Here is a 22,886-nt window from a genome sequence, read left to right as displayed (position 1 = left end):
AGGCCCCGGTGAGCACAGGCTCACCGGGGCCTTGCGTGTGAACTTGCGTGTGAAGGAGGCCGGGCTCAGGCAGTCTCGGCGGCCGCGGACCTGCCGGCGGTGCGGCCGGAGAACAGGCAGCCGCCGAGGAAGGTGCCCTCCAGCGCACGGAAGCCGTGCATGCCTCCGCCGCCGAAGCCGGCCGCCTCACCCGCGGCATACAGGCCCGGGATGACCTGGCCGCCGGCGTCCAGGGCACGGGAGTGCAGGTCCGTGTGCAGGCCGCCGAGGGTCTTGCGGGTCAGGGTGTGCAGGCGCACGGCGATCAGCGGGCCGGCCTTCGGATCGGTCAGCCGGTGCGGGGGCACGGTGCGGATCAGCTTGTCCCCGAGGTACCTCCGGGCCGCGCGGACCTCGTCCAGCTGCGGTTCCGCGCCGGGGCGCTCGGCGCCGGCCTCGTGCTGGGCGACGGCGGCCTGCACGGCGGCCTCATCCACCCTCGGCCCCTCCGGGACCAGGGCGTTCATCTTCGCCACGAGCTCACCGACGGTGTCCGCGGTGACGAAGTCCTCTCCCTTCTCCAGGAAGTCGCGCACCGGGCCCGGCATGTCCTGGGTGACGCGGCCGAGGACCTGGCGGCGGAGCGGCCGGTCAGATCCGGGTTCTGCTCCGACCCGGACAGGGCGAACTCCTTGCCGATGATCCTGTGGTTCAGCACGAACCAGGAGTGCTCGCCGGCCGGGTCCGTGCGGACGCCCTGCGGTGCCGAGGCCGAGGCGCCGCGCAGCTCACCGAGGGTGCCGAGGGTGTCGAAGCCGGGCCAGCGCGGGTGCGGCAGACGCCGGCCGGTGGCGTCCAGCCAGAGCGAGGACGGGCCGGGCAGGATGCGGATGCCGTGGCCGGGCCAGATCGGATCCCAGTTCTTGATGCCCTCGGTGTAGTGCCACATGCGGTCCGGGTGCAGCAGGCGGGCCCCGGCCCGCTCGGCCACCGTGATGCCGGAGCCGTCCACATACGCGGGCACGCCGGAGAGCATGTCCTGCGGGGCCGGGCCGAGCCGCTCCGGCCAGACCTCCCGGACCCGCTCATGGTCCGCCCCCACACCTCCGGTGGCCACCACCACGGCCGCGGACTCGATCCGGAAGTCCCCCACCACGGTGCGGTTCGAGGCGGTGCCGCGGGCGCCGTCGTCGTCCGCCAGGACCTGGCCAGCCACACCGGTGACGGCACCGCCGGAGGTGAGCAGCTCGGTGACGCGGTGACGGGGCAGATAGGTGAGGCGGCCGTCGAAGGCGGCCTGCTCCACCACGCGGGAGAACGGCTCCACCACCCCCGGGCCGGTGCCCCAGCTGATGTGGAAGCGCGGCACGGAGTTGCCGCCCACCCCCGGAGCCGGGACCTTGCGCTCGGCCCAGCCGACCACCGGGAACAGCCGGTGGCCGCGCTCGCGCAGCCACGCCCGCTTCTCCTGGTGGGCGAAGTGCACGTAGGCCTCCGCCCAGGCCTTGGGGAGGGCGTCCTCCGGGCCGGTGAAGCCGGCGGTGGCCTGCCAGTCGGACCAGGCCAGCTCCACGGAGTCCTTCACGCCCAGCCGGCGCTGCTCCGGCGAGTCCACCAGGAACAGGCCGCCGAAGGACCAGTACGCCTGGCCGCCGAGGTCCGTGGCGCGCTCCTGGTCCACCAGCACCACGCGGCGGCCGGCCTCCAGCAGCTCCACCGTGGCCACCAGCCCGGCCAGGCCGTGGCCCAGGACCACGGCATCGGCGCCGCGGACGGTGGACGCGGAGGAGCTCTGGGCGGAGGCCGGGGACGGAACCGTGCTCGGGGCCCGGCCCGGACCGCCGAGGGTGGCGCCGGCTGAGGACGTGACGGGGATCTCAGTCATGCGGACAGCCTAGAGGAGGGCACGGGTGCCCGCTTCCGGACGGCTGCTGCTGCTCGGTGGTGGTGTCGATCGGCACGTCCACGGTGCCGTTATAGCCCTGAGAGGCCGACGTCAAGGGCGGCACCCTGATCCTCGACGTTTCCGCCCTGCCGCCCCCGCAGCCGGAAGGCGTGGCGGGGGCGGCAGAACGTAGGCGTCCGGCGTCAGGCCACCGGCACCTCCGGGGCCTCGCCGAGGTGGCTCGGGGCCCACATGGCGAGCGTGGTCTGCACGACAACCACGTTCGGGCCCTCGGCGGCGAAGTTCCGCTCGAGCGCCTCGCGGACGTCCTCCACGGCCACGGTCTCGGCCGGGATGCCGAAGGACTCGGCCAGCTTCGCGAAGTCCGGGCGGTCCAACTCGGTGGCGGTGGCCTGGCCGAAGGCGCCCTCCATGTACTCGCGGAGGATGCCGTAGCCGCCGTCGTCGATGATCAGCCAGGTGACCGCGGCGTTGTGCTGCCGGGCGGCGGCGAGCTCGGCGATGGAGTACATCGAGGAGCCGTCACCGGCCACGGCCAGCACGCGGCCGTCGATGCCGGTCTTGCCCTGCTGTGCCAGCCCGAGCGCACCGCCCAAGGCGGCGGGGAAGCCGTAGCCGAGGCCGCCGGCGCCCTGCGCGGAGTGGAACTGCCCGGAGCGGGCGTCCCAGCAGTTCCAGCCCCAGTACGCGGCGATCGTCATGTCCCAGAAGGTCTGCATTGACTCCGGCACGGCGGCGCGGATGTCCTCCATGAACTGCCGCTCACGGCTCAGGTCCTGGGCGTCCAGGCGGGCGGTCACGCGGGCGTTGACCTCGGCCACCTTCTGCCGGGCGGACTTCCCGCCCCAGGCGGCGGCGTCGGCCTCGCGTGCCGGCACCGCGAGCTCGGTGGAGATCGACTTCATGCCGAGGACGTTGAGCCCCTCGAGGTACGGGTGCGGCTCGAGGACCTCGCCACGCAGGGCGGCGGCCAGGGCGGCCAGGGCCGAACCGGCGTCCGCACGGATGCCGAGGGTCGGGTGGTTGGTCTCCAGCACACGCGGCTCCGCGTCGATCTGGATCAGACGGCCGCGCGGCTCCAGGGTGAAGTAGTTCGAGGTGACCTCCCCCAGGGACGAACCGACCACCAGAAGAACATCAGCCTCCTCCAGGACCTCGGTCACGTAGCGGTCCTCCACCCACGCGCCCAGGGACAGCGGGTGCTCCCAGGGGAACGCGGTGTTGCCGCCGGGCGAGCAGACCACCGGGGCCTGCAGATGCTCGGCGACCTGCTTCAGGGACTCCATCGCCTCACGGCCGGAGCGGCGCACACCGCCGCCGGCGACGACCGCGACCTTCTCGGCGCCGCCGAGCCAGCGGGCGGCCTCCTCCACGAGCTCCGCGCGCGGCGGGTGCTCGTAGGGCACGGCGAGCGCGTCGCGCACCGGCGGGACCTGGACCTCGCCGAGCAGCACGTCCTGCGGGATCTCCACCCACACCGGCCCCTGGGGCACGGTGATGGCCTCAGCCCAGGCGTCCTGGATGGCCGAGGGGATGCCGGAGGCGTGGTGGACGGTGTGCTGGGCCTTGGTGACGTTCTTGGCCGAGGCCTTCTGGTCGTCCAGCTGGTGGATCATGCCCTTGCGGCGTGCGCCCAGGCCCGAGAGCGGGATCTGGGAGGCGATGACCACCATGGGAACGCCCGTGGCGTAGGCCTCCTGCAGTCCGGCCAGGGAGGTCAGGGCGCCGGGGCCGGTGGACAGGAACAGCACACCGACCTCGCCGGTGGCGCGGGCGTAGCCGTCCGCGGCGAACGCGGCATTGTTCTCCACGCGGTTGGAGACGAACTCCAGCGAGGAGCGGGACAGGGCATCGAACAGGCCCAGGGCATGCTGGCCCGGGATGCCGAACACGGTGCGTGCGCCGAGCGCGCTGAGGGTCTCGACGGCAAGATCCCCGCCGTTGCGGCGCGGGGCGTCTGCGGCGCTCATGCGGTCTCCTCCTGTGCCTGCTCGGCACGACGGTCGGCCATCAGGGTGATCAGGTCATAGGCGACGTGGGAGGCGGCCACACCGGTGATCTCGGCGTGGTCATAGGCCGGGGCGACCTCCACCACGTCGGCACCGACGAGGTTCATGCCGCGCAGGCCGCGCAGGATCTCCAGCAGCTCGCGGGAGGTCATGCCGCCGGCCTCCGGGGTGCCGGTGCCCGGGGCGTGGGCCGGGTCCAACACGTCGATGTCCACGGAGATGTACAGCGGGCGGTCGCCGATGCGCTGACGCAGAGCGTCCACGACCTCGTCCACACCCTTCTTGACGACGTCGGAGGAGGTGACGATGCCGAAGCCGAGACGGTGGTCCTCGTCCAGGTCCTTCTTGCCGTACAGCGGGCCACGGGTGCCGACGTGGCAGATCGCCTCGGTGTCCAGGATGCCCTCCTCCACCGCACGGCGGAACGGGGTGCCGTGGGTGTACTCGGCGCCGAAGTAGGTGTCCCAGGTGTCCAGGTGGGCGTCGAAGTGCAGCAGGGCCACCGGCTCGCCGGCGCGGGCGGAGGCGGCGCGCAGCAGCGGCAGGGCGATCGTGTGGTCGCCGCCGATGGTCATCAGCGAGGAGCCGTCCTCGGTGAGGTCCATGGCGTCCTGCTGGATCATCTCGATGGCCTCGTTGATGTTGAAGGGGTTCACGGCCATGTCCCCGGCGTCCACCACCTGGGCCTGGGCGAACGGGGAGGTGTCCGTGGCGGGGTTGTACGGGCGCAGCAGGCGAGAGGACTGGCGGACGTGGCCGGAGCCGAAGCGGGCGCCCGGGCGGTAGGAGACGCCGGCGTCGAACGGCACGCCGACCACCTTGATCTCCGGGTCGATGCCGGCGGCCTGCGCCTCGTCCAGGCGCGGCAGCAGGGCGTAGGTGGGGGCGCCGCCGAAGCGGGGCACGAGGGCGGAGTTCACGGGGCCGAGGCGGCCGTTCTCCTCGACGCGGGGGATCTCGAGCATCTGGATGTCCTCTCTGGGTGGTTCGGTTCGGTCTGGTCTTGCCTGGTTCGGTCTGGTCTGGTCGATCGGGTCCGTCTGGTCTCTCCGGCGGGGGCGCCGGGAGGGGTCAGGCGTGGCCCACGAGGGTCCACAGCACGACGGCGGGACGGTCGTCCGGGTTGGCCCACGAGTGAGGCTCGCGGCCGGAGAAGGTGACGGTGTCCCCCTCCTCCAACAGGTGCACGGCCTCGGTGGTCCGCAGCTCGAGGCGGCCGGTGACCACGTGCACCGCCTCCACACGGCAGTCCACCGTGTACAGCTCCGCCTCCCCGCGGCCGCGCGGCGCGATGTCAGCGCGCAGGATCTGCAGGTCGCGGCGGCCGCGCGGGGTGATCAGGCGCTCCCGGATGCCCTCGCCGCCGAGGCTGACCGCGGGGGCGTCGGACAGGCGCACGACCGTCACCTCGGGTGCGTCCAGGACCTCGCCCGGGCTCGCGCCGAGCACCTGGCACAGGGTGATGAGCGTGCTGACGGACGGACTCGTCAGATCCCGCTCGAGCCGGGAGAGGAAGCCCTTGCTGACGCCGGCCGCCTCGGCCAGCTGGGCGACCGTGAGCCGCCGTGCCTCGCGCAGGGCGCGCAGCCGGCGGCCGATCAGCGCCTGGTCCGGCGCGGCCTCGAGAGGGAGGACCTTCATCGCGCTCCTTCCTCGCGTCGGTGGCGTCTACGCACCCGTCCTTGTTCCAGCGCAAGCCCGCATCGTGCGTGGCTCGGGCCGCGTGTTGCCCGTCGAGCAACACCTGTTTACCGTAGACCCCCGCCATGTGGTCGGCAACACACCGGCGGCACGTCGTCGTCGGCCCCGGCCAGCGGTGCGGAACCCTTCCGTCGGCCTCCGCCCGCCCCCTAGTGTTTGCGTACAGCCTGGGACCGGGACTCCCCGTCGGGTTCGCCCCGTCCCTCGCCCCGCCGGGGCCCCGCTGTACACAGAAAGGCAGCAGTTCCCATGACGACCAAGAATCGCGCCGTGGCATTCCACGGCATCAAGGACGTGCGCGTCGACGAGCTGGACTTCCCCACCCTGCAGATGCCTGACGGCTCCGCCGCCCCGCACGGCGTCATCCTCAAGATCGTCGCCACCAACATCTGCGGCAGCGACCTGCACATCTACCGCGGGTCCTTCCCCGTGCCCGAGGGCATGGTGCTGGGTCACGAGATGACCGGCCAGGTGCTGGAGGTCGGCAGCGACGTCCAGTTCCTGAAGGAGGGCGACCTCGTCTCCGTGCCGTTCAACGTGGCCTGCGGCCGCTGCCGCAACTGCCGCGCCGGCCGCACCGAGGTGTGTGAGACCGCCAACCCGGACCAGGCCTGCGCCGCCTACGGCTTCAATCTGGGCGACTTCCAGGGCGGACAGGCCGAGTACCTGTTCGTGCCGTATGCCGACTTCCAGCTGCTGCGCTTCCCGGACCAGGAGCAGGCGATGGAGAAGATCCTGGATCTGGCCGTGCTCTCGGACATCCTCCCCACGGCGTTCCACGGTCTCATGGAGGCCGGCGCCAAGCCCGGCTCCACCGTCTACATCGCCGGTGCCGGCCCCGTGGGCCGGTGCGCCGCGGCCGCCGCTCGGCTGCTGGGCGCCTCGTGCATCATCGTGGGCGACCAGGACGCCTCCCGGCTGGAGCTGGTGCGCAAGCACGGCTGCGAGACCATCGACCTCTCCGCCACGGAGAACCTGCAGGACGCCGTGAACGACATCCTCGGCGAGCCGATGGTGGACTGCGCGGTGGACTGCGTCGGCTCCGAGGCCCACGGCCTGGGCTCCGCGTCAGATGAGATGCAGCCGATCGCCGCCGTGAACCAGGTCCTGGACATCACCCGTCCGGGCGGTGCCACGGGCATCATCGGCATCTACGGGCCGGACCCGCTCGCAGAGACGAAGGCCGAGCAGGAGGGCACCTTCCCGGTGGACTTCGGCAAGGCCTGGATCAAGTCGCCCCACATCATCGGCGGCCAGGCGCCCATCATGCGCTACAACCGCCAGCTGATGATGTCCATCCTGTGGGACCGGATGCCGTACCTGACGGAGTTGGTCAACCCCCGCGTGATCACCCTGGACGAGGCGCCCCAGGCCTATGCGGAGTTCGACCAGGGCTCCGTGGAGAAGTTCATCATCGACCCCCACGGCATGATCGCCCGCTGAGCGCGCAGGCACGAGCCGCCGCCGTCTGCAGATCAGGTTGCGTGCAGCAGCGTGCCCGGCGGCCGGTGAGGCTCCGTCCGTGAGGCGAGGGGCCGTCGTCGGGAAGCGTCCTCCTTCCCGACGACGGCCCCTCCCCTGTCGGAGGAACGGTCACCTCTGTCCGGGCGGACGTGACCAGGGTCATACTCGTGAGTGCATCGCCCCCGCATGCAGGAGGACCCATGTCACCGACCACCGGACCCGTCACCGAGGAGCTGAAGGCCGCCGGCCGCCGCGCCGCCGAACTGGACCGCGCTCACGTGTTCCACTCCTGGTCCGCCCAGGACAGGCTGAACCCCATGACCGTGGTGGCCGCCGAGGGCTCAGCCGTCTGGGACGGCGAGGGGCACCGCCTGCTCGATTTCTCCTCGCAGATGGTCAACACGAACATCGGGCACCAGCACCCCGCCGTGGTGAAGGCGATCCAGGAGCAGGCCGCGAAGATCTGCACCATCGCCCCGGCCCACGTGAACGACGCCCGATCCGAGGCCGCACGGCTCGTCGCCGAGCTGGCCCCGGAGGGCATGGAGCACGTGTTCTTCACCAACGCCGGTGCGGACGCCAACGAGCACGCCATCCGCATGGCCCGCCTGCACACCGGCCGCCACAAGGTCCTCTCGGCCTACCGCAGCTACCACGGCGGCACGAACCTGGCCGTGAACGTCACCGGGGACCCACGCCGCTGGTCCAACGACCTCGCCACCGAGGGCGCCGTCCACTTCCTGCCCTCCTACCCGTACCGCTCCTACTTCCACGCCGAGACCGAGGAGGAAGAGGCCGAACGCGCGCTGGAGCACCTGGAGCACACCATCCTGCTGGAGGGCCCGGACACCATCGCCGCGCTGATCCTGGAGACCGTGCCGGGCTCGGCCGGCGTCTACGTCCCGCCGGCCGGATACCTCCGCGGCGCCCGGGAGCTGTGCCGGCGCCACGGAATCATGTTCATCGCGGACGAGGTCATGGTCGGCTTCGGCCGCACCGGCGCCTGGTTCGCCCTGGACCACTGGGACCTGGACCCGGACCTGATCACCTTCGCCAAGGGCGTCAACTCCGGCTACGTCCCGCTCGGCGGCGTCATCGTCTCCGAGGCGATCCGCACGACCTTCGGCGAGCGCGTCTACCCCGGCGGACTCACCTACTCCGGCCACCCGCTGGCCTGCGCCGCCGCCGTGGCCACCATCGGCGCCATGCGCGAGGAGGGCATGGTGGAGAACGCGAAGCGGATGGGTGAGGAGGTCTTCGCCCCGCGCCTGGCCGAGATCAAGGAGAAGCACCCGTCCGTGGGCGACGTCCGCGGCCTCGGAGCCTTCTGGGCCGTGGAGCTGGTGAAGGACCGGCAGACCAAGGAGCCGCTGGCACCCTACGGCGGGTCCTCGGAGGAGATGAACAGGGTGGTCGGCGCCCTGAAGGCCGGCGGCGTGCTGCCGTTCGCCAACTTCAACCGCATCCACCTGGCCCCGCCGCTGAACATGTCCGACGAGGACCTGCACACCGGCCTGGACGTGCTGGACGAGGCGCTCCGTGTGGCGGACGAGGCGATCGGCTGACAGGACGGGTGCCCGGCGCTGGCTGACAGGACGAGCGCCCGGTGCTGGCTTACGGAACGGGTGCGGCGCTGGTTGCCGGGCACGGGCGCGCGGGGTGCCCTGGGCCGGCTTCCGGCAGGGGCACGCCGGGCGGGCCAGGACACGCAAGCCAGGTACGCGCACGCCGGGCGGGCACGCAGGTCGGGCACGCAGGGCGCGGGTCTAGGATGGACCGGTGCCCGCGGCCTGGACAGACCGCGCCACAGGCACCGCGTGCGCCGGGTCCCGGCGCCCCACCGCGACTCCCCAGGAGAGACTGCATGTCCACGTCCACCGACGGCCCGGACTCCGCCGACGCCACCGCTGCCGCGGCTTCGGCGGCCCCCACGCCCCAGCAGATCCGCCGCTGGCGCCGCTACCTCGCGGACGAGATCGCCGAAGGCCAGATCTACCGGGACATCGCCGCCCGCCGCCACGGCGTGGAGCGCGAGATCCTGCTCGGCCTGGCGGAGGCGGAGAAGCGCCACGAACAGCACTGGCGCACCCTGCTCGGGAAGCACGCGGAGAACCCGCCGCGGCCCTCCTTCCACCGTCTGCTGCTGCGGTGGCTCGCCCGCATCTTCGGCTCCGTGTTCGTGCTGGCCCTGGCCCAGCGCGCCGAGTCGGACAGCCCCTACGCCAAGGACTCGGACGTGCCGGAGGGCATGGCCGCGGACGAGGCGATCCACGAGGAGGTCGTGCGCGGCCTTGCCGCCCGGGGCCGTGAGCAGCTGGCCGGCTCCTTCCGTGCCGCCGTGTTCGGCGCCAATGACGGCCTCGTGTCCAACCTGGCCCTGGTGATGGGCATCGGGGCCACCGGTGTGGCACCCTCCGTGGTGCTGTTCACCGGTGTGGCCGGCCTGCTGGCCGGTGCCCTGTCCATGGCGGCCGGGGAATTCGTGTCCGTCCGCTCCCAGCGCGAACTGCTGGAGGCATCCTCTCCCACCCACGTGACCCTGGAGGCCGCCGAGTACCTGGACATCGACGCCAACGAGCTCGAACTCGTCTACCTCGCCCGCGGGATGTCCGAGGAGGACGCCAAGCACCGCGCCCTCGAGCGCCTCGGCTACCTGAACTGCGACTGCAACCCGAAGTACTCCGCCCGCCCGGACGGCTCGAAGGGCCCGGTGGACCATTCCGACGACTACGCGGAGATCGGCTCGGCCTGGACCGCCGCCGGTTCGTCCTTCTGCTTCTTCGCCGTGGGCGCGCTCATCCCGATCCTCCCGTACCTGTTCGGCTTGGCCGGTATGACCGCCCTCGTGCTCGCGCTGGTGCTGGTGGGCGGCGCTCTGCTGTTCACCGGCGGCGTGGTGGGTGTGCTCTCCGGCTCCTCCCCGATGGCCCGCGCGCTGCGTCAGCTCGCCATCGGTTTCGGCGCCGCCGGCGTCACCTACGTGCTGGGCCTGCTCTTCGGCGCGCAGGTGGGCTGAGCACCCGTCCTCCTGGCTCTTGGGCCTGAGGCCCTGGCGTTTTGGAGACAAGACCCCGCGCTTTGGGGACAAGACCCCGCGCTTTGGGGATACAACACGGTCACGTTTTTCAATCTCAACACCGTGTCTTGCCCTCACTCTGCGCGCTTCGCACCGTGTCCTGCCCTCACTCTGCGCTTCGCGGCCCGCTTCAACCCTGGCCGCGCACCGGACATGTTCGAGGAGCGGGCCGCTGAGTCGAGAGGATTCCGGGAGCGGAGGGAGCGGCCATGTGGGCGTCAGGCCCGCGGCTCCCACCGGAAGGTGCTCTTCGCCGCGGCGAAGGCCGCAACGACGAAGGCGAGGCTCGGCAGCAGCAGGCTGACGGTCTCATGCAGGGCCATGCCGCTCCATCCCTCGATGATGAGCTCGGTCACGGCGCCGCCGGGGAGCAGGCGCTTGACCGCGGTGAGCTCCTCCGTGCCCGTCAGACCGACCCACATGGCCGCGCCGAGGACGACCACGAACAGGGGCAGCGTGGTCACCTGCGCGTGGTCCGGGGAGTTGGTGAGACCCGCCGTCGCGATGGCTGCGCCCACGAACATCAACTCCAGGACGACGACGGCGGCCACGACGGCCGCGACCCCCACCGGAGGGGTGCCCACGGCAGACAGAACCGCGACGATGACGCCGGCCTGGATCACATTCACGAGTGCGACCGGCAGCACGAGACCGCTCAGGATGGAGGCGTCCTTCGCCGCGGTGGACCTCAGACGCTTCAGGAACAGGTTCTGGCGACGGGAGGCCAGAGTGGTGGTCGCCGTGATGTAAGTGCCCATGGCGGTCACGGTGACCAGGATCAGAGCTGCCGTCACCGGGGTACCCCCGAAGTTCTCGCGGTTGAAGATCAGGACCGCGCTGAAAGCGAGGGGGATGAACAACGACGAGGCGGCGACAAGGCGGTTGCGGACGAGCTGTGTCATCTCGCTGCGGGCGATGGCGAACATTGCGGGCTCCTCTTGTGGTGGTCGAGTCGGTCGTGAGGACGTGAGATCAGGCGTTCAGGGCGCGGAAGAGGGATTCGAGTCCCTTGGCTCCGACGTTCAGGCCCTCGAGCTCCACATCGCGGGAGCGGGACCACACCAGGAGGCGGTACAGATCTTCCTGGAGGTTCGTGGTGGGGATGGTGACCCCGCCGCCGGGCGCGATCGTCGCGTCCTCGAACGGGACGGTGAGCTCACGGCTCAGCCGGAAGCTGATGGTCGAGGGGGAGGCCGAGGTGAGCTCGGCGACCGTCCCCTGCCGATGGATGCGACCGCTGTGCATGAGCGCGATGCGGTCAGCCCTCTCCTGGGCCTCCTCGAGGTAGTGAGTGGTGAGCAGGATCGTCGCGCCCTCGTCACGCAGCCGGTCTACGACGTGCCAGAGGGCGTCGCGTGCCTCGATGTCCAACCCCGTGGTGGGCTCGTCGAGGAAGATCAGCTCCGGTGAGCCGAAGATCGCCGTGGCGAAGTCGAGGCGGCGCTTCTCACCGCCGGAGAGCTGCCCGGTCCGGGTGTCCCGACGCCGGCGGAGGTCCACGAGGTCCAGGACACGGTCGACGTCGTCGTCCCGCCGGGTCAGACGACCGATCAGCGCGAGGGTCTCGCGCACGGTCAGATCCGGGGCGAATCCGCTCTCCTGGAGCATGATCCCAACTCGGCTGCGGAGGGACCGGTTGCTCGGGTCCTGCCCGAAGACACGGACGGAGCCGGCGGTCGGGGCCCGGTGTCCCTCCATCACCTCGATGGTCGTGGTCTTGCCGGCGCCGTTGGTGCCGAGCAGACCAAGGAACTCGCCGCGCCGGATCTCCAGGTCGACCCCGTCGACAGCGGTGAAGTCTCCGTAGTCGACGCGAAGGTCCTTCATCTCGACGACCGTCTCTGAACGGACGCCGTCGGCAGTGGGGGCGGCGGGTGTGGTTCGAAGCGTGGTGTTCTGCATGACCCTCACACAACCAACGGGCACTGCCTGCCCGGCAGTGAGGTCACGTCACTGCGCGGCATGACAGAGTTGGTGCGCAAGCGTGACGCTGCGTCACTGGTGCAGGGTGGACCGCTGACGGAAGGGTGGATGTCGTTCCGGTCCCGCGGCACCCCCGGCGGATCGGGGCCACCGGAGAGAAGAAGAGTACAAGCCATCGACCTGGACACGGGAGGCTCCCATGAAGACCATCCGGACCATCGCATTCATCCTGCTCCTCTGTGCCACCGCATTCGGCATCATGTTGACGCTGCACTACCTGCCCATCCCTGAGATCCTGCCCTCTGAGATCACCTCCTGGATCCCGGCACGGGGCACCGCCGACGCCACCTGGCTGATCGTCGGCATGGTCGTCTCCGTCGTCGCGACCGCTGTGGCGTTCTCGGCCAGCAACAAGGCCGTCGAGCGACAGGGGCAGGCGGCCACCTGAGGAGCACCCGATCCACGCACTGACTGAACAGGAGTGCCGATGACCTCCGAGCACACATCGGAGACGCGAAGACTGCGCAGCAGGACGAGCTTCGTCCTGCTCGCAGTCTTCGGCGTCGCTGCCATCGTCACCCTCCTGACGTCGGCCGTGGAGCCGTGGCCTCCTCTCGTGCTGGCACCCGGCCTCATCGCCGGCCTCTGGCTGCTGTCCCAGTGGCACCGGCAGGTCGCCGCCCCGATTCGCTGGGCGGTGCTCACGCTGGGCACCCTCACCTGGGCTCTCAGCGCCCTCTGGGAGCTGACTCCCCTCGGCGCACTGGCCTTCGCCCTCCCCGGTGCGCTCGAGGTCATGTGGAGCCGACAGGCCAGGGCCGTCGTGACCCTGCTGGTGCTCACCATCGGGGCAGCAGCCGGCGTGCTCGTGGTCGTCACCGACCCCCAGGCCCTGTGGGTCTATCTCGGCATGGGCGTCCTGCTGACGGGCGTCGCGTGCGTGACCATCCCCGACTCCCGGGCCTCCTTCGATCTCATGCGCCTGCAGGACGAGCGTGCGGAGCAGGAGCGGGCGGCCTCTGTCGATGCCGAGCGGCTGCGCTTCTCCCAGGACCTCCATGACATCCAAGGCCATGCGCTGCACGTGGTGAAGCTCAAGATCGCCGTCGCCCAGCGGCTGCTGTCCACGGACCCCGACGCGGCCCGGCGGGAACTCGACGAGGCCCAGCAGACCCTGCGCCGGACCATGGCCGAGACCAAGGCGCTGGCACAGGACGGGCACGACTTGACCCTGCGCGGTGAGCTCGCGAACTCCGTCGCGCTGCTCAAAGCTGCAGGCATCACCGTCACCGCCGACGACGCCGGCGGCCCGCGACGCAAAGAGTTCGAGCACGTGGCCGGCGTCGTGATCCGGGAAGCGACCACCAACATCCTGCGTCACTCCGACGCCCGTCGGGTCGAGATCAGCCTCGCCCCCGGGCACGTGGTGATCTCCAATGACGGTGTGATCGGTGTCCCCGCCGAGGACCACACGGGAGGGCTGGCCAACCTCCGGTCCCGCCTCGCGGGAGTCGGAGGCCGCCTGGACGTCTCCTGTGACGACGGACGGTTCACCCTCGAGGCACGATGGGACGCGGACGAGGAGGAGGCGACGTGAACGAGATCAGGATCGTTCTGGCGGACGACGAGAAGCTCCTGCGCACAGCACTGGCCACTCTGCTGGAGATGGAGGGCGGCATCCGCGTCGAGGAGGTGGCAGCCGACGGCGATGAGGCGGTCGAGGCGGTGCGCCGCATCGATCCCGACATGCTGGTGACGGACATGGAGATGCCCGGGCTGGACGGCATCGCCGCCGTCGAGGCGCTCCGCCAGACCCACCCCGATCTCCCGGTGGTGATGCTCACCCGCCACGCCCGTCCCGGGGTGCTCCGACGGGCCCTGAAGGCCGGGGTCGCCGGGTTCGTCACCAAGTCGGCGGAGCCGGAGGAGATCGCCGACGCGATCCGCAAGGTGCACAGCGGGCAGCGATGGATCGATCCGGACACCACGGCCCGGGCGATCTCGGACGACTGTCCCCTCACCGACCGGGAGCTCGACGCCCTGCGCGCCACGAGCGAGGGGTACTCCGTGGCCAGGATCGCCCAACAGCTGCACCTCGCGGAGGGCACGGTCCGCAACTACCTCTCCAGCGCCATGCAGAAGACCCAGACCTCCACTCGCCATGACGCGGCGCGGTTCGCCCGCCGCCGCGAGTGGCTCTGACTCCGCCTCTGCCGCCACCGCACAGGACCACACCACGACGACGGCCCCCTCACCCTGACGGGTGAGGGGGCCGTTCGCTGACTCGCCGCGCCGTCAGGCCCGGCGGCCGAGGGTCTGGGTCAGGCCAGGCCCTTCATGATCTCACGCATGAGCTCGGCGGTCTCGGACGGGGTCTTGCCGACCTTCACGCCCGCGGCCTCCAGAGCCTCCTTCTTGGCCTGGGCGGTGCCCGAGGAACCGGAGACGATGGCGCCGGCGTGGCCCATGGTCTTGCCCTCCGGGGCGGTGAAGCCGGCGACGTAGCCGACCACCGGCTTGGTCACGTTGGCCTTGATGAACTCGGCGGCACGCTCCTCGGCGTCGCCGCCGATCTCGCCGATCATCACGATGGCCTTGGTGTCCGGATCGGCCTCGAACGCCTCGAGGGCGTCGATGTGGGTGGTGCCGATGACCGGGTCGCCGCCGATGCCGATGGCGGTGGAGAAGCCGAAGTCGTTCAGCTCGAACATCATCTGGTAGGTCAGGGTGCCCGACTTGGAGACCAGACCGATCGGGCCGGAGCCGGTGATGGTGGCCGGGGTGATGCCGGCCAGGGCCTCGCCCGGGGTGATGATGCCGGGGCAGTTCGGGCCGATGATGCGGGTCTTCGGCTTGCCGTCCTCACCGGTCTTGGACTGGGACAGGGCGAAGAACTCGGCGGAGTCCTGCACCGGGATGCCCTCGGTGATGACCACCAGCAGCGGGATCTCGGCCTCGATGGCCTCGATGGCGGCGTCCTTGGCGAAGGCCGGCGGCACGAAGGCCACGGACACGTCGGCGCCGGTCTTCTCCATGGCCTCCGTGACGGAGCCGAAGACCGGAAGCTCGACGGCGTTGCCGTCCTTGTCCTCGTGGGACACGGTGGTGCCGGCCTTGCGGGCGTTCACGCCGCCCACGATGTTGGTGCCGGCCTTGAGCATCAGGCGGGTGTGCTTGGTGCCCTCACCGCCGGTGATGCCCTGGACGATGACCTTGGAGTCCTTGTTCAGGTAGATGGACATGTCAGTCTTACCTCAGTCTTTCCGAGAAGCTCAGTTGGCGGCGTGGGCGAGCTCGGCGGCCTTGTCGGCGCCCTCGTCCATGGTGGCGGCCAGGGTCACGAGCGGGTGGTTCGCCTCATCGAGGATGCGGCGGCCCTCCTCCACGTTGTTGCCGTCCAGGCGCACGACCAGCGGCTTGGTGGCGGTGTCGCCCAGGATCTCCAGGGCCTTCACGATGCCGTTGGCGACGGCGTCGCAGGAGGTGATGCCGCCGAAGACGTTCACGAACACGGACTTGACCTGCTCGTCGCCGAGGATGACGTCGAGGCCGTTGGCCATGACCTCGGCGTTCGCGCCGCCGCCGATGTCCAGGAAGTTGGCCGGCTTCACGCCGCCGTGGTTCTCCCCGGCGTAGGCGACGACGTCCAGGGTGGACATCACGAGGCCCGCGCCGTTGCCGATCACGCCGACCTGGCCGTCGAGCTTCACGTAGTTGAGGTCGTTCTCCTTGGCCTTGGCCTCGAGCGGGTCCTCGGTGCGCTCGTCCACGAGGGCGGCGTGGCCCTCCTGGCGGAAGCCGGCGTTGTCGTCCAGGGACACCTTGCCGTCCAGGGCGAGGATCTTGCCGTCGCCGGTCTTCACCAGCGGGTTCACCTCGACGAGGGTGGCGTCCTCCTTGTCGAACACGCCCCACAGCTTCTGGATGACGGCGGCGACCTCGGACTTCAGCTCCTCCGGGAAGCCGGCCTCGTCCACGATCTTCTGCGCGGTCTCGGCGTCGATGCCGGTCAGGGCGGAGACGGGCACCTTGGCGAGGGCCTCGGGGCGCTCCTCCGCCAGCTGCTCGATCTCCATGCCGCCCTCGACCGAGCACATGGCCAGGTAGGTGCGGTTGGCGCGGTCCAGCAGCACGGAGAAGTAGTACTCCTCGGCGATGTCGGCGCCCTGGGCGATCATGACCTGGTGGACGGTGTGGCCCTTGATGTCCATGCCCAGGATGGCCTTGGCGTGCTCGTAGGCCTCGTCGGCGGTCTTGGCGACCTTCACGCCGCCGGCCTTGCCGCGGCCACCGACCTTCACCTGCGCCTTGACGACGGTCACGCCGCCGATCTTCTCAGCGGCCGCCTTGGCCTCTTCCGGGGTCTGCGCCACGATGCCGGCGAGCACGGGGACACCGTGCTTCTCGAACAGATCGCGCGCCTGGTACTCGTACAGGTCCACGGTTACGGAGTCCTTCTACGTCGAAGACAGTGGGCCCGGCGCGGCACAGGCGTGCCCGCCCGGGCGAACGTACCCCGCCGGCCCCGTCCCGCACGAGGACGGCGACGGCCGGCGGGCAACCGTTCCGAACCCACTCTAACCGAGAACCAGCCCCGCCATCACGGGCCAGGGTCCGCCTCCCGGCCGCTGGTCAGTCGACCTTCTCCAGCGGCGCGTACCGGAGCAGCAGGCGCTTCTGCGCGCCGGTCTCCGCGAAGGTCACGGTGGCCACCGTCTTGTCCCCCTCGCCGGAGACGCCGACGACCGACCCCTCGCCGAACGTCGCGTGCCGCACCCGGTCCCCGGGAACCAGCTTCACGACCTCGCGCTGCGGGCTGACGCGCCTCGGCGCCTGGCCGCGGACGACGCCCGTCGGCACCGTGAGGTCCTTCGCTTCGTCTCCGCGGGTGAGGCGCTGCCGCACACGCGGCGCGGGGCCGTCGTCGTTCCTCCGGGTGCCGGAGCCGTAGACGCCGGATCCGTACGAGGAGGCGCGGCCGGACGAGCCGCGCCCGGAACCGGTGGCCCCGGACCCGCCGAAGCGCTGGGCGTACCGGGAGGTGCCGGCTCCTGCCAGCGAGGTGATGGAGCCGAACTGCGCGCCGCCGGGACGGACGGCGCCCTCACGCTCCCAGTCGATGAGGGCCTCGGGGATCTCGGCGAGGAACTGGCTCGGAGGGTTGTACTGGTGCTGGCCCCACAGCGAGCGGACCTCGGCACGGGTCACGTGCAGGCGCTCGCGGGCGCGGGTCAGGCCCACATAGGCCAGGCGGCGCTCCTCGGCCATCTCCTTCTCATCCGTCATGGAGCGCGAGTGCGGGAAGACGCCGTGCTCCATGCCGGTCAGGAACACCACCGGGAACTCGAGGCCCTTGGCGGTGTGCAGGGTCATCAGGGTGACCTGGCCCTGCTGCTCGGCGAGCGCCTCACCCTCCACGTCCGGTGCGGCCGGCAGCTGGTCCGCGTCCGCCACGAGGGCGACCTGCTCGAGGAAGTCGGAGAGGGTGCCCTCCGGGTTCGAGGCGGAGAAGGAGCGCACCACGGCCACGAGCTCGCCGAGGTTGTCCGCGCGGGACTCGTCCTGCAGGTCCTCGGACTCGCGCAGCGCGGCGAGCATGCCGGACCGCTCCAGAACGGCCTCGAGCACGGTGGCCGGGTCCGAGGTCTCCGCGACCTGGGCGAGGTCGTCCATCATCTGCACGAAGGCCCTGACGGCCTTGAGCGAGCGGGTCGCCATGCCGGGGGCGTTCTCCGCGTCCCGCAGGGCGGCGAAGAACGGGATGCGGTTGCGGTCCGCCCAGGCGGCGACGGCGCCCTCCGCGCGGTCTCCGATGCCGCGCTTGGGCTCGTTGAGGATGCGGCGGACGTTGATGTCGTCGTCCGGGTTCACGAGCGCACGCAGGTAGGCCAGGGCGTCCTTGATCTCCTTGCGGTCGTAGAACCGCGTGCCGCCGATGACGCGGTACGGTATGCCGCGGGTGACCAGACGCTCCTCGAGCGACCGGGACTGGGCGTTGGTGCGGTAGAAGACGGCGACGTCCTTGGGGCGGACGCCGTGCTCGTCCTGGAGCCGGTCGATCTGCGAGGCGATCCACTCGGCCTCCGCGGACTCGTTCTCCGCGGTGTAGCCGACGATCTTCTCGCCCGCCCCCTCGGCCGTCCACAGGGACTTGGGGCGGCGGTCCGCGTTGTTCGAGATCACCGCGTTGGCGGCGTCCAGGATGGTCTGCGTGGAGCGGTAGTTCTGCTCCAGCTTGATGGTGGCCGCGTCGGCGAAGTCCTCCTCGAACTCCACGATGTTGCGGATGTCCGCGCCGCGGAAGGCGTAGATCGACTGGTCCGAGTCGCCCACCACGGTCAGCTCGCCGCCCGGGGTCTGCACCCCGTCCGGGACGCCCGCCGGGCCGGCGAGCAGGCGGATCAGCCGGTACTGGGCGTGGTTGGTGTCCTGGTACTCGTCCACGAGCACGTGGCGGAACCGGCGGCGGTAGTTGTCCAGGATCGCCGGGAACGCCTCGAACATGTGCACGGTCATGCCGATGAGGTCGTCGAAGTCCAGGGCGTTCGCCTGGCGCAGGCGTGCGGTGTAGTCCGTGTAGACCGCGGAGACGGCCTGGCCCCACGGGTCGTTCTGGGCCACGGTGGCCGCGTAGTCGTCCGCCTCGGTCAGCTCGTTCTTCAGCGAGCTGATCTTGTTCAGGATGCCCTTGGGGTGGAACCGCTTCGGATCCAGGTCCTGCGCCTTGGCGATCTGGGTGACCAGGCGCAGCGAGTCCGCGGAGTCGTAGATGGTGAACGTGGACTTCAGCCCGATCGCCGAGGCCTCGTTGCGCAGGATGCGGACGGCCGAGGAGTGGAACGTGGAGATCCACATGCGCTGCGCCATGGGGCCGATCAGCCCGGTGATGCGCTCGCGCATCTCCGCGGCGGCCTTGTTGGTGAAGGTGATGGCCAGGACCTCGTGGGGGCGGGCATGGCCTATGGCCAGCAGCCAGGCGATGCGATGCGTCAGCACGCGCGTCTTGCCCGAGCCCGCGCCGGCCACGATCAGCAGCGGCGAGCCGGTGTGCTGCACCGCGGCGGCCTGCTGCGGGTTCAGCCCCTCCACCAGCGACTCCGGCGACGGCGGCGCCACGGCTCCGCCTGCCTGCCCGCCTGTTGCGGGCGCTCCCCCGCGACGGCCGGCACCGGCCTCCGGGTCGAAGCCCGCCTCCGGATCGGCCTGCCGGGAGGTGACGGACGTCGGCACGAGTCCGGGCAGGGCGGTCTGCGGATCCGAGGATCCGGAACGGCGGTCAGGGCGGGCGGCACGGCCGAGGGCGGCGAAGAGGTCATCCATGGCGGATCCAGTCTAGTTCCGGGCCCGGACGGGCTACCGGGGAGCGCGGCCGCCGTCGGGAAGCCGCCGGTTCCCGGGCACCGCGACGCACCAAAGGTGCGCGGCCGTCGTCGGGAAGCCGCCGACGACCTGGGATACTGGACCACCGGAGGTGTCCGTGTCCCAGAAGAAGAAGTCCCCGTCCGCCCACGGCGGCCGTCCCGCCACGCCCGCCGAGGCCCCGGAACGCGTCAGCCTGCGCGACCTGTCCCCGCGCAGGGACCTCGCCGAAGCCGGCGAGCGCGAAGGCAGCCCCGCGATGCCCGTGATCGCCCTGATCGGCACCACGCTGTTCATGGCCGGCTACTACCACCTGCTCGCGCTCGTCCAGATGGCGCAGCTCGCCGACGGCCTGACGATGCCGGACAACCGGTTCTTCGGCTACTCGGCCGCGGACGTGGCCGCGCTGGCCGCCGTCATGGACGACGCCGCGCTCGGGCAGCTGAACTGGGTGCACAAGACCGCGGGCGTGATCTTCCCGATCGCCGTGGCGCTCACCCTGATCGCCGTCGCCGCCTGGCGTCTGCGCCCGGCCGGCCCGAAGTGGGCGATGGTCGGCCTCGGCGCCGTGTTCGCAGCGGTGGACATCTGGGAGAACATCGCGATCGAGGCGGCTCTGCACGCCGGCGGCGACGGCACCGGACTCGCCTCCTCCCTCACCGTGACCCGCTGGATCCTGCTGGCGCTGATCGTCCTGATCACGGTGGTCCTGCTGGTGTTCGGTGGCAGGGGCCGCGCACGCCGCTAGACTTGTCTGTCGGTGCCCGTGAGGGCGCCGCAGGCCCCAGTAGCTCAGCTGGATAGAGCGGCCCTCTCCTAAAGGGCAGGTCGCAGGTTCGAATCCTGTCTGGGGCACTGTACGAAGGCGGGCGGCCGTTCGTCCGGGATCTGGTTCCCGACGACGGCCGCCCGCCTTCTCGTGTCTGCTCTCCCGGCCGTGGGGCCGGCTCAGCCGTCCGCGCCCGGGGCGAACTGGGTGCGGTAGAGCTCGGCGTAGCGCCCGGAGGTTGCGAGAAGCTCGGTGTGGGTGCCGCGCTCGACGATCCGGCCGTCCTCCACCACGAGGATCTGGTCCGCGTCCCGCACGGTGGAGAGGCGGTGGGCGATCACCATGGCGGTGCGCCCGGCCAGGGCCTCGGCGAGGGCGTCCTGGATGGCCTTCTCGTTGGTGGAGTCCAGGGCGGCGGTGGCCTCGTCCAGAACGACCACGCGCGGGGAGGCCAGCAGCAGCCGGGCGATGGTCATGCGCTGACGTTCGCCGCCGGAGAGCCGGTAGCCGCGCTCGCCCACCACGGTGTCCAGGCCGTCCGGCAGGGCCTGGACCACCGGACGCAGTCGGGCCCGCTCCACGGCGTCCCAGACCTCCTCGTCCGTGGCGTCCGGGCGGGCCAGGGTGAGGTTCGCGCGGACGGTGTCATGGAACAGGTGCCCGTCCTGGGTCACCATGCCGACCGCCTTCTGCAGGTCCGTGAAGGACAGGTCCCGCACGTCCACTCCGCCGACCGTCACCGTGCCCGCGGAGACGTCGTAGAGGCGGGTGACGAGCGAGGCGATGGTGGACTTGCCGGCACCTGAGGAGCCCACCAGCGCCACCGTGGAGCCCGCGGGGACGTCCACGTCCAGGCCGTGCAGGACCTCCTGGCCGCCACGGGTGTCCAGGACCGCGACCTCCTCGAGCGAGGCGAGGGAGACGTCCTGGGCGGACGGATAGGCGAAGCGCACGCCGTCCAGGCGCAGGCCCAGCGGTCCGTCCGGGAGCGGGGTGGTCACGTTCTTCTGGCGGATGAGCGGCTGCAGGTCCAGGACCTCGAAGACGCGCTCGAAGGACACCAGCGCGGTCATGATCTCCACACGGGCCGAGGCCAGGGAGGTCAGCGGCGCGTAGAGGCGGGTGAGCAGCAGGGCCATGGTGACCACGTCTCCGGCGTCCAAGGTGCCGGCGATCGCCTGCAGGCCGCCCACGCCGTAGACCACGGCCAGGGCGAGCGCGGAGACCAGGGTCAGCAGCGTGGTGAACACGGACTGGCGCACGGAGATGGTGACGCCGGTGTCCCGGACCCGGCCGGCACGGCGGCCGAACTCCTCGGCCTCGGCCTTCGGGTCGCCCCAGAGCTTGATCAGGGTCGCCCCGGGAGCGGAGAACCGCTCGGTCATCTGGTCACCCATGGCGGCGTTGTGGCCGGCGCGCTCCCGCGTGAGGTCCGCCAGCTTCGCACCGACCCGGCGGGCCGGGACCATGAACAGCGGCAGCAGGATCAGCGCCAGGACGGTGATCTGCCACGAGGTGGAGAACATCACCGCGAGCGTCAGGGCCAGGGAGACCACGTTCGCCACCACGCCGGAGAGCGTGCGGGAGATGGCGGACTGGGCGCCGATCACGTCGTTGTTCAGACGGGAGACCAGGGCGCCGGTGCGGGTGCGCTGGAAGAACGCCACCGGCATCCGCTGAACGTGCTCGAACACCCGGGTGCGCAGGTCGAAGATGACCTGCTCCCCCAATCCCGAGGACAGCCAGCGGGTCACGATGGACAGAGCGGCGTCTGCGAGCGCCACGGCGGCGATCAGCAGGGCCAGCCGGACCACGAGGTCCGCGTTCCCGTCCCCGGTGATGGCGTTGACCACGTCACCGGCGAGCACCGGCGAGGCCACGCCGAGGACGGCCGAGACCACGGAGAGCAGCAGGAAGAGCACAAGCTTGCCCTTGTACTGCGCGGCGAACCCCAGGGTTCTTCTGACCGTGCCCGGCTTGAGGCTGGTCTGCTGCGGCGCTCCCCCGTGGGACATCCGCATCATCGACATCCGCGCGGCTCGCTCCATGCTCATCCGACCACCGCTCCTCTCCTCGTGCCTGCCCCGGGGGCGCGCGGCCGACGCCGCAGGCCGTCCCATCGTAGGGACGACGAAGGCGCGCATTCGGCGGGAATGCGCGCCTTCGTGGCGTTTTCAGCTGTGAGCATGCCCTCGTTCCGCTGCGGGCGCAGCGAAGTCAGCCGAGGACCGAGCCGCGGGCGCCGCCGATCACGGGCCGACGTAGGTGTAGTAGCCCGAGACCGGCATCCAGGACACCGGGTGCAGCAAGGTGCCGCGGGACGGGTTCAGCGCGGAGATCATCATGCCGTCGCCGACGTAGATGCCCACGTGGCCGCCGCCGCGCTGGAAGACCAGGTCACCCGGCTGCGGGTTGGAGGTCGGAGCGGTGTTGGCCGAGGCGCGGATGGCCGAGGTCTGCGACGGGATGGACATGCCGGCCTGGGCGTAGGCCCACGCAGCGAAGCCGGAGCAGTCCCAACCGCCTGGAACCTTGCCGCCGTAGACGTAGCGACCGCCGATGCCGGAGTAGGCGGCCTCGACGGCACCCGAGAGGTTCTTGCCCGAAGACGGGGCCGGGTCCGTGGCCGGAGTCGGGTCGGGCTGCTGCTCACGGGCCTCACGGGCCTGGCGCTCGGCCTCGGCACGCTCAGCGGCCTCA

17 protein-coding genes, 1 tRNA gene and 1 pseudogene are annotated in these 22,886 nt (G+C 71.1%); 8 read left to right on the top strand and 11 right to left on the bottom strand.

Going from position 1 to position 22,886, the window contains the following annotated elements:
• Positions 1 to 65: 65 nt before the first annotated feature.
• From HMPREF2863_RS05560 to HMPREF2863_RS05545, 4 genes and pseudogenes are all read right to left on the bottom strand, one after another.
• Positions 66 to 1,735: pseudogene (locus HMPREF2863_RS05560) on the bottom strand (FAD-binding dehydrogenase).
• Positions 1,736 to 2,067: 332 nt separating this feature from the next.
• Positions 2,068 to 3,855: a thiamine pyrophosphate-binding protein gene (locus HMPREF2863_RS05555; protein WP_070638681.1), complete on the bottom strand. Its 1,788-nt coding sequence runs from the start codon at positions 3,853 to 3,855 to the stop codon at positions 2,068 to 2,070.
• Positions 3,852 to 4,859 carry an agmatinase gene (gene speB / locus HMPREF2863_RS05550; protein ID WP_070638679.1) on the bottom strand — a complete coding sequence of 336 codons (1,008 nt, stop codon included), beginning with the start codon at positions 4,857 to 4,859 and terminating at the stop codon, positions 3,852 to 3,854. Before speB ends, HMPREF2863_RS05555 begins: the two co-directional genes overlap by 4 nt.
• A 106-nt stretch (positions 4,860 to 4,965) precedes the next feature.
• Positions 4,966 to 5,535: an XRE family transcriptional regulator gene (locus HMPREF2863_RS05545; RefSeq protein WP_067190461.1), complete on the bottom strand. Its 570-nt coding sequence runs from the start codon at positions 5,533 to 5,535 to the stop codon at positions 4,966 to 4,968.
• A 309-nt stretch (positions 5,536 to 5,844) separates the two neighbouring features.
• On the opposite strand from HMPREF2863_RS05545, the gene HMPREF2863_RS05540 reads away from it, so the two are divergent.
• From HMPREF2863_RS05540 to HMPREF2863_RS05530, 3 genes are all read left to right on the top strand, one after another.
• Positions 5,845 to 7,038, top strand: coding sequence for an alcohol dehydrogenase catalytic domain-containing protein (locus HMPREF2863_RS05540; protein ID WP_070638677.1), 1,194 nt, complete (start codon positions 5,845 to 5,847; stop codon positions 7,036 to 7,038).
• 221 nt (positions 7,039 to 7,259) lie between these two features.
• Complete coding sequence (locus HMPREF2863_RS05535; RefSeq protein ID WP_070638675.1) at positions 7,260 to 8,624, top strand: aspartate aminotransferase family protein; 1,365 nt, start codon at positions 7,260 to 7,262, stop codon at positions 8,622 to 8,624.
• 299 nt (positions 8,625 to 8,923) lie between these two features.
• A complete protein-coding gene (locus tag HMPREF2863_RS05530; protein ID WP_067190455.1) occupies positions 8,924 to 10,075 on the top strand; it encodes a VIT1/CCC1 transporter family protein in 1,152 nt (383 codons plus the stop codon).
• 278 nt (positions 10,076 to 10,353) lie between these two features.
• On the opposite strand, the gene HMPREF2863_RS05525 is transcribed toward HMPREF2863_RS05530, so the two are convergent.
• On the bottom strand, positions 10,354 to 11,061 hold the full coding sequence (locus tag HMPREF2863_RS05525) for an ABC transporter permease (protein WP_070638673.1): 708 nt from the start codon (positions 11,059 to 11,061) through the stop codon (positions 10,354 to 10,356).
• Positions 11,062 to 11,107: 46 nt separating this feature from the next.
• Positions 11,108 to 12,037, bottom strand: a complete 930-nt coding sequence (locus HMPREF2863_RS05520; protein WP_070638671.1) for an ABC transporter ATP-binding protein — start codon at positions 12,035 to 12,037, stop codon at positions 11,108 to 11,110.
• A 220-nt stretch (positions 12,038 to 12,257) separates the two neighbouring features.
• Here HMPREF2863_RS05520 and HMPREF2863_RS05515 point away from each other — a divergent pair, with 220 nt between their 5' ends.
• Genes HMPREF2863_RS05515 through HMPREF2863_RS05505 form a run of 3 tightly spaced genes read left to right on the top strand, consistent with a single transcriptional unit; the run spans position 12,258 to position 14,260 of the window.
• Positions 12,258 to 12,506, top strand: coding sequence for a hypothetical protein (locus HMPREF2863_RS05515; protein ID WP_067190449.1), 249 nt, complete (start codon positions 12,258 to 12,260; stop codon positions 12,504 to 12,506).
• A gap of 39 nt (positions 12,507 to 12,545) precedes the next feature.
• Entirely contained in the window at positions 12,546 to 13,655 is a 1,110-nt protein-coding gene (locus HMPREF2863_RS05510; protein ID WP_070638669.1) for a sensor histidine kinase, read from the top strand.
• Positions 13,652 to 14,260, top strand: coding sequence for a response regulator transcription factor (locus HMPREF2863_RS05505; protein ID WP_227718725.1), 609 nt, complete (start codon positions 13,652 to 13,654; stop codon positions 14,258 to 14,260). The genes HMPREF2863_RS05510 and HMPREF2863_RS05505 overlap by 4 nt, the downstream gene beginning before the upstream one ends.
• 119 nt (positions 14,261 to 14,379) lie before the next feature.
• On the opposite strand, the gene sucD is transcribed toward HMPREF2863_RS05505, so the two are convergent.
• From sucD to pcrA, 3 genes are all read right to left on the bottom strand, one after another.
• Positions 14,380 to 15,300 carry a succinate--CoA ligase subunit alpha gene (gene sucD / locus HMPREF2863_RS05500; RefSeq protein WP_070638665.1) on the bottom strand — a complete coding sequence of 307 codons (921 nt, stop codon included), beginning with the start codon at positions 15,298 to 15,300 and terminating at the stop codon, positions 14,380 to 14,382.
• 30 nt (positions 15,301 to 15,330) lie between these two features.
• The gene (sucC, locus tag HMPREF2863_RS05495) at positions 15,331 to 16,500 is read right to left on the bottom strand and encodes an ADP-forming succinate--CoA ligase subunit beta (protein ID WP_067190441.1); all 1,170 of its coding nucleotides are present in this window, start codon (positions 16,498 to 16,500) and stop codon (positions 15,331 to 15,333) included.
• A gap of 190 nt (positions 16,501 to 16,690) precedes the next feature.
• Positions 16,691 to 19,378: a DNA helicase PcrA gene (gene pcrA, locus HMPREF2863_RS05490; RefSeq protein ID WP_070638664.1), complete on the bottom strand. Its 2,688-nt coding sequence runs from the start codon at positions 19,376 to 19,378 to the stop codon at positions 16,691 to 16,693.
• A 157-nt stretch (positions 19,379 to 19,535) separates the two neighbouring features.
• On the opposite strand from pcrA, the gene HMPREF2863_RS05485 reads away from it, so the two are divergent.
• Together HMPREF2863_RS05485 and HMPREF2863_RS05480 are read left to right on the top strand one after the other, a co-directional pair.
• Positions 19,536 to 20,165, top strand: a complete 630-nt coding sequence (locus HMPREF2863_RS05485) for a hypothetical protein (protein ID WP_070638879.1) — start codon at positions 19,536 to 19,538, stop codon at positions 20,163 to 20,165.
• Positions 20,166 to 20,198: 33 nt separating this feature from the next.
• Positions 20,199 to 20,272: transfer RNA gene (locus HMPREF2863_RS05480), tRNA-Arg, on the top strand.
• Positions 20,273 to 20,365: 93 nt separating this feature from the next.
• Here HMPREF2863_RS05480 and HMPREF2863_RS05475 read toward each other — a convergent pair.
• A complete protein-coding gene (locus HMPREF2863_RS05475) occupies positions 20,366 to 22,240 on the bottom strand; it encodes an ABC transporter ATP-binding protein (protein ID WP_070638662.1) in 1,875 nt (624 codons plus the stop codon).
• Between the two features lie 195 nt (positions 22,241 to 22,435).
• On the bottom strand, positions 22,436 to 22,886 hold a 451-nt coding region (locus tag HMPREF2863_RS05470), incomplete at its 5' end, for a C40 family peptidase (protein ID WP_141756369.1).

Source organism: Micrococcus sp. HMSC067E09 (assembly GCF_001812555.1).
Taxonomy (GTDB): Bacteria; Actinomycetota; Actinomycetes; order Actinomycetales; family Micrococcaceae; genus Micrococcus; species Micrococcus lylae.
The sequence above is the reverse complement of the archived record's forward strand: the minus strand, read 5'-3'. Positions and strand labels throughout refer to the sequence as shown.

Bases quoted from the DNA above. Each gene is read 5' to 3' on its own strand.
- HMPREF2863_RS05555 (WP_070638681.1), bottom strand. From the start codon at position 3,855: ATGAGCGCCGCAGACGCCCCGCGCCGCAACGGCGGGGATCTTGCCGTC.
- HMPREF2863_RS05535 (WP_070638675.1), top strand. From the start codon at position 7,260: ATGTCACCGACCACCGGACCCGTCACCGAGGAGCTGAAGGCCGCCGGC.
- HMPREF2863_RS05475 (WP_070638662.1), bottom strand. From the start codon at position 22,240: ATGAGCATGGAGCGAGCCGCGCGGATGTCGATGATGCGGATGTCCCAC.
- HMPREF2863_RS05545 (WP_067190461.1), bottom strand. From the start codon at position 5,535: ATGAAGGTCCTCCCTCTCGAGGCCGCGCCGGACCAGGCGCTGATCGGC.
- pcrA (WP_070638664.1), bottom strand. From the start codon at position 19,378: ATGGATGACCTCTTCGCCGCCCTCGGCCGTGCCGCCCGCCCTGACCGC.
- sucD (WP_070638665.1), bottom strand. From the start codon at position 15,300: ATGTCCATCTACCTGAACAAGGACTCCAAGGTCATCGTCCAGGGCATC.
- HMPREF2863_RS05530 (WP_067190455.1), top strand. From the start codon at position 8,924: ATGTCCACGTCCACCGACGGCCCGGACTCCGCCGACGCCACCGCTGCC.
- HMPREF2863_RS05540 (WP_070638677.1), top strand. From the start codon at position 5,845: ATGACGACCAAGAATCGCGCCGTGGCATTCCACGGCATCAAGGACGTG.
- HMPREF2863_RS05525 (WP_070638673.1), bottom strand. From the start codon at position 11,061: ATGTTCGCCATCGCCCGCAGCGAGATGACACAGCTCGTCCGCAACCGC.
- speB (WP_070638679.1), bottom strand. From the start codon at position 4,859: ATGCTCGAGATCCCCCGCGTCGAGGAGAACGGCCGCCTCGGCCCCGTG.
- HMPREF2863_RS05515 (WP_067190449.1), top strand. From the start codon at position 12,258: ATGAAGACCATCCGGACCATCGCATTCATCCTGCTCCTCTGTGCCACC.
- HMPREF2863_RS05520 (WP_070638671.1), bottom strand. From the start codon at position 12,037: ATGCAGAACACCACGCTTCGAACCACACCCGCCGCCCCCACTGCCGAC.
- HMPREF2863_RS05510 (WP_070638669.1), top strand. From the start codon at position 12,546: ATGACCTCCGAGCACACATCGGAGACGCGAAGACTGCGCAGCAGGACG.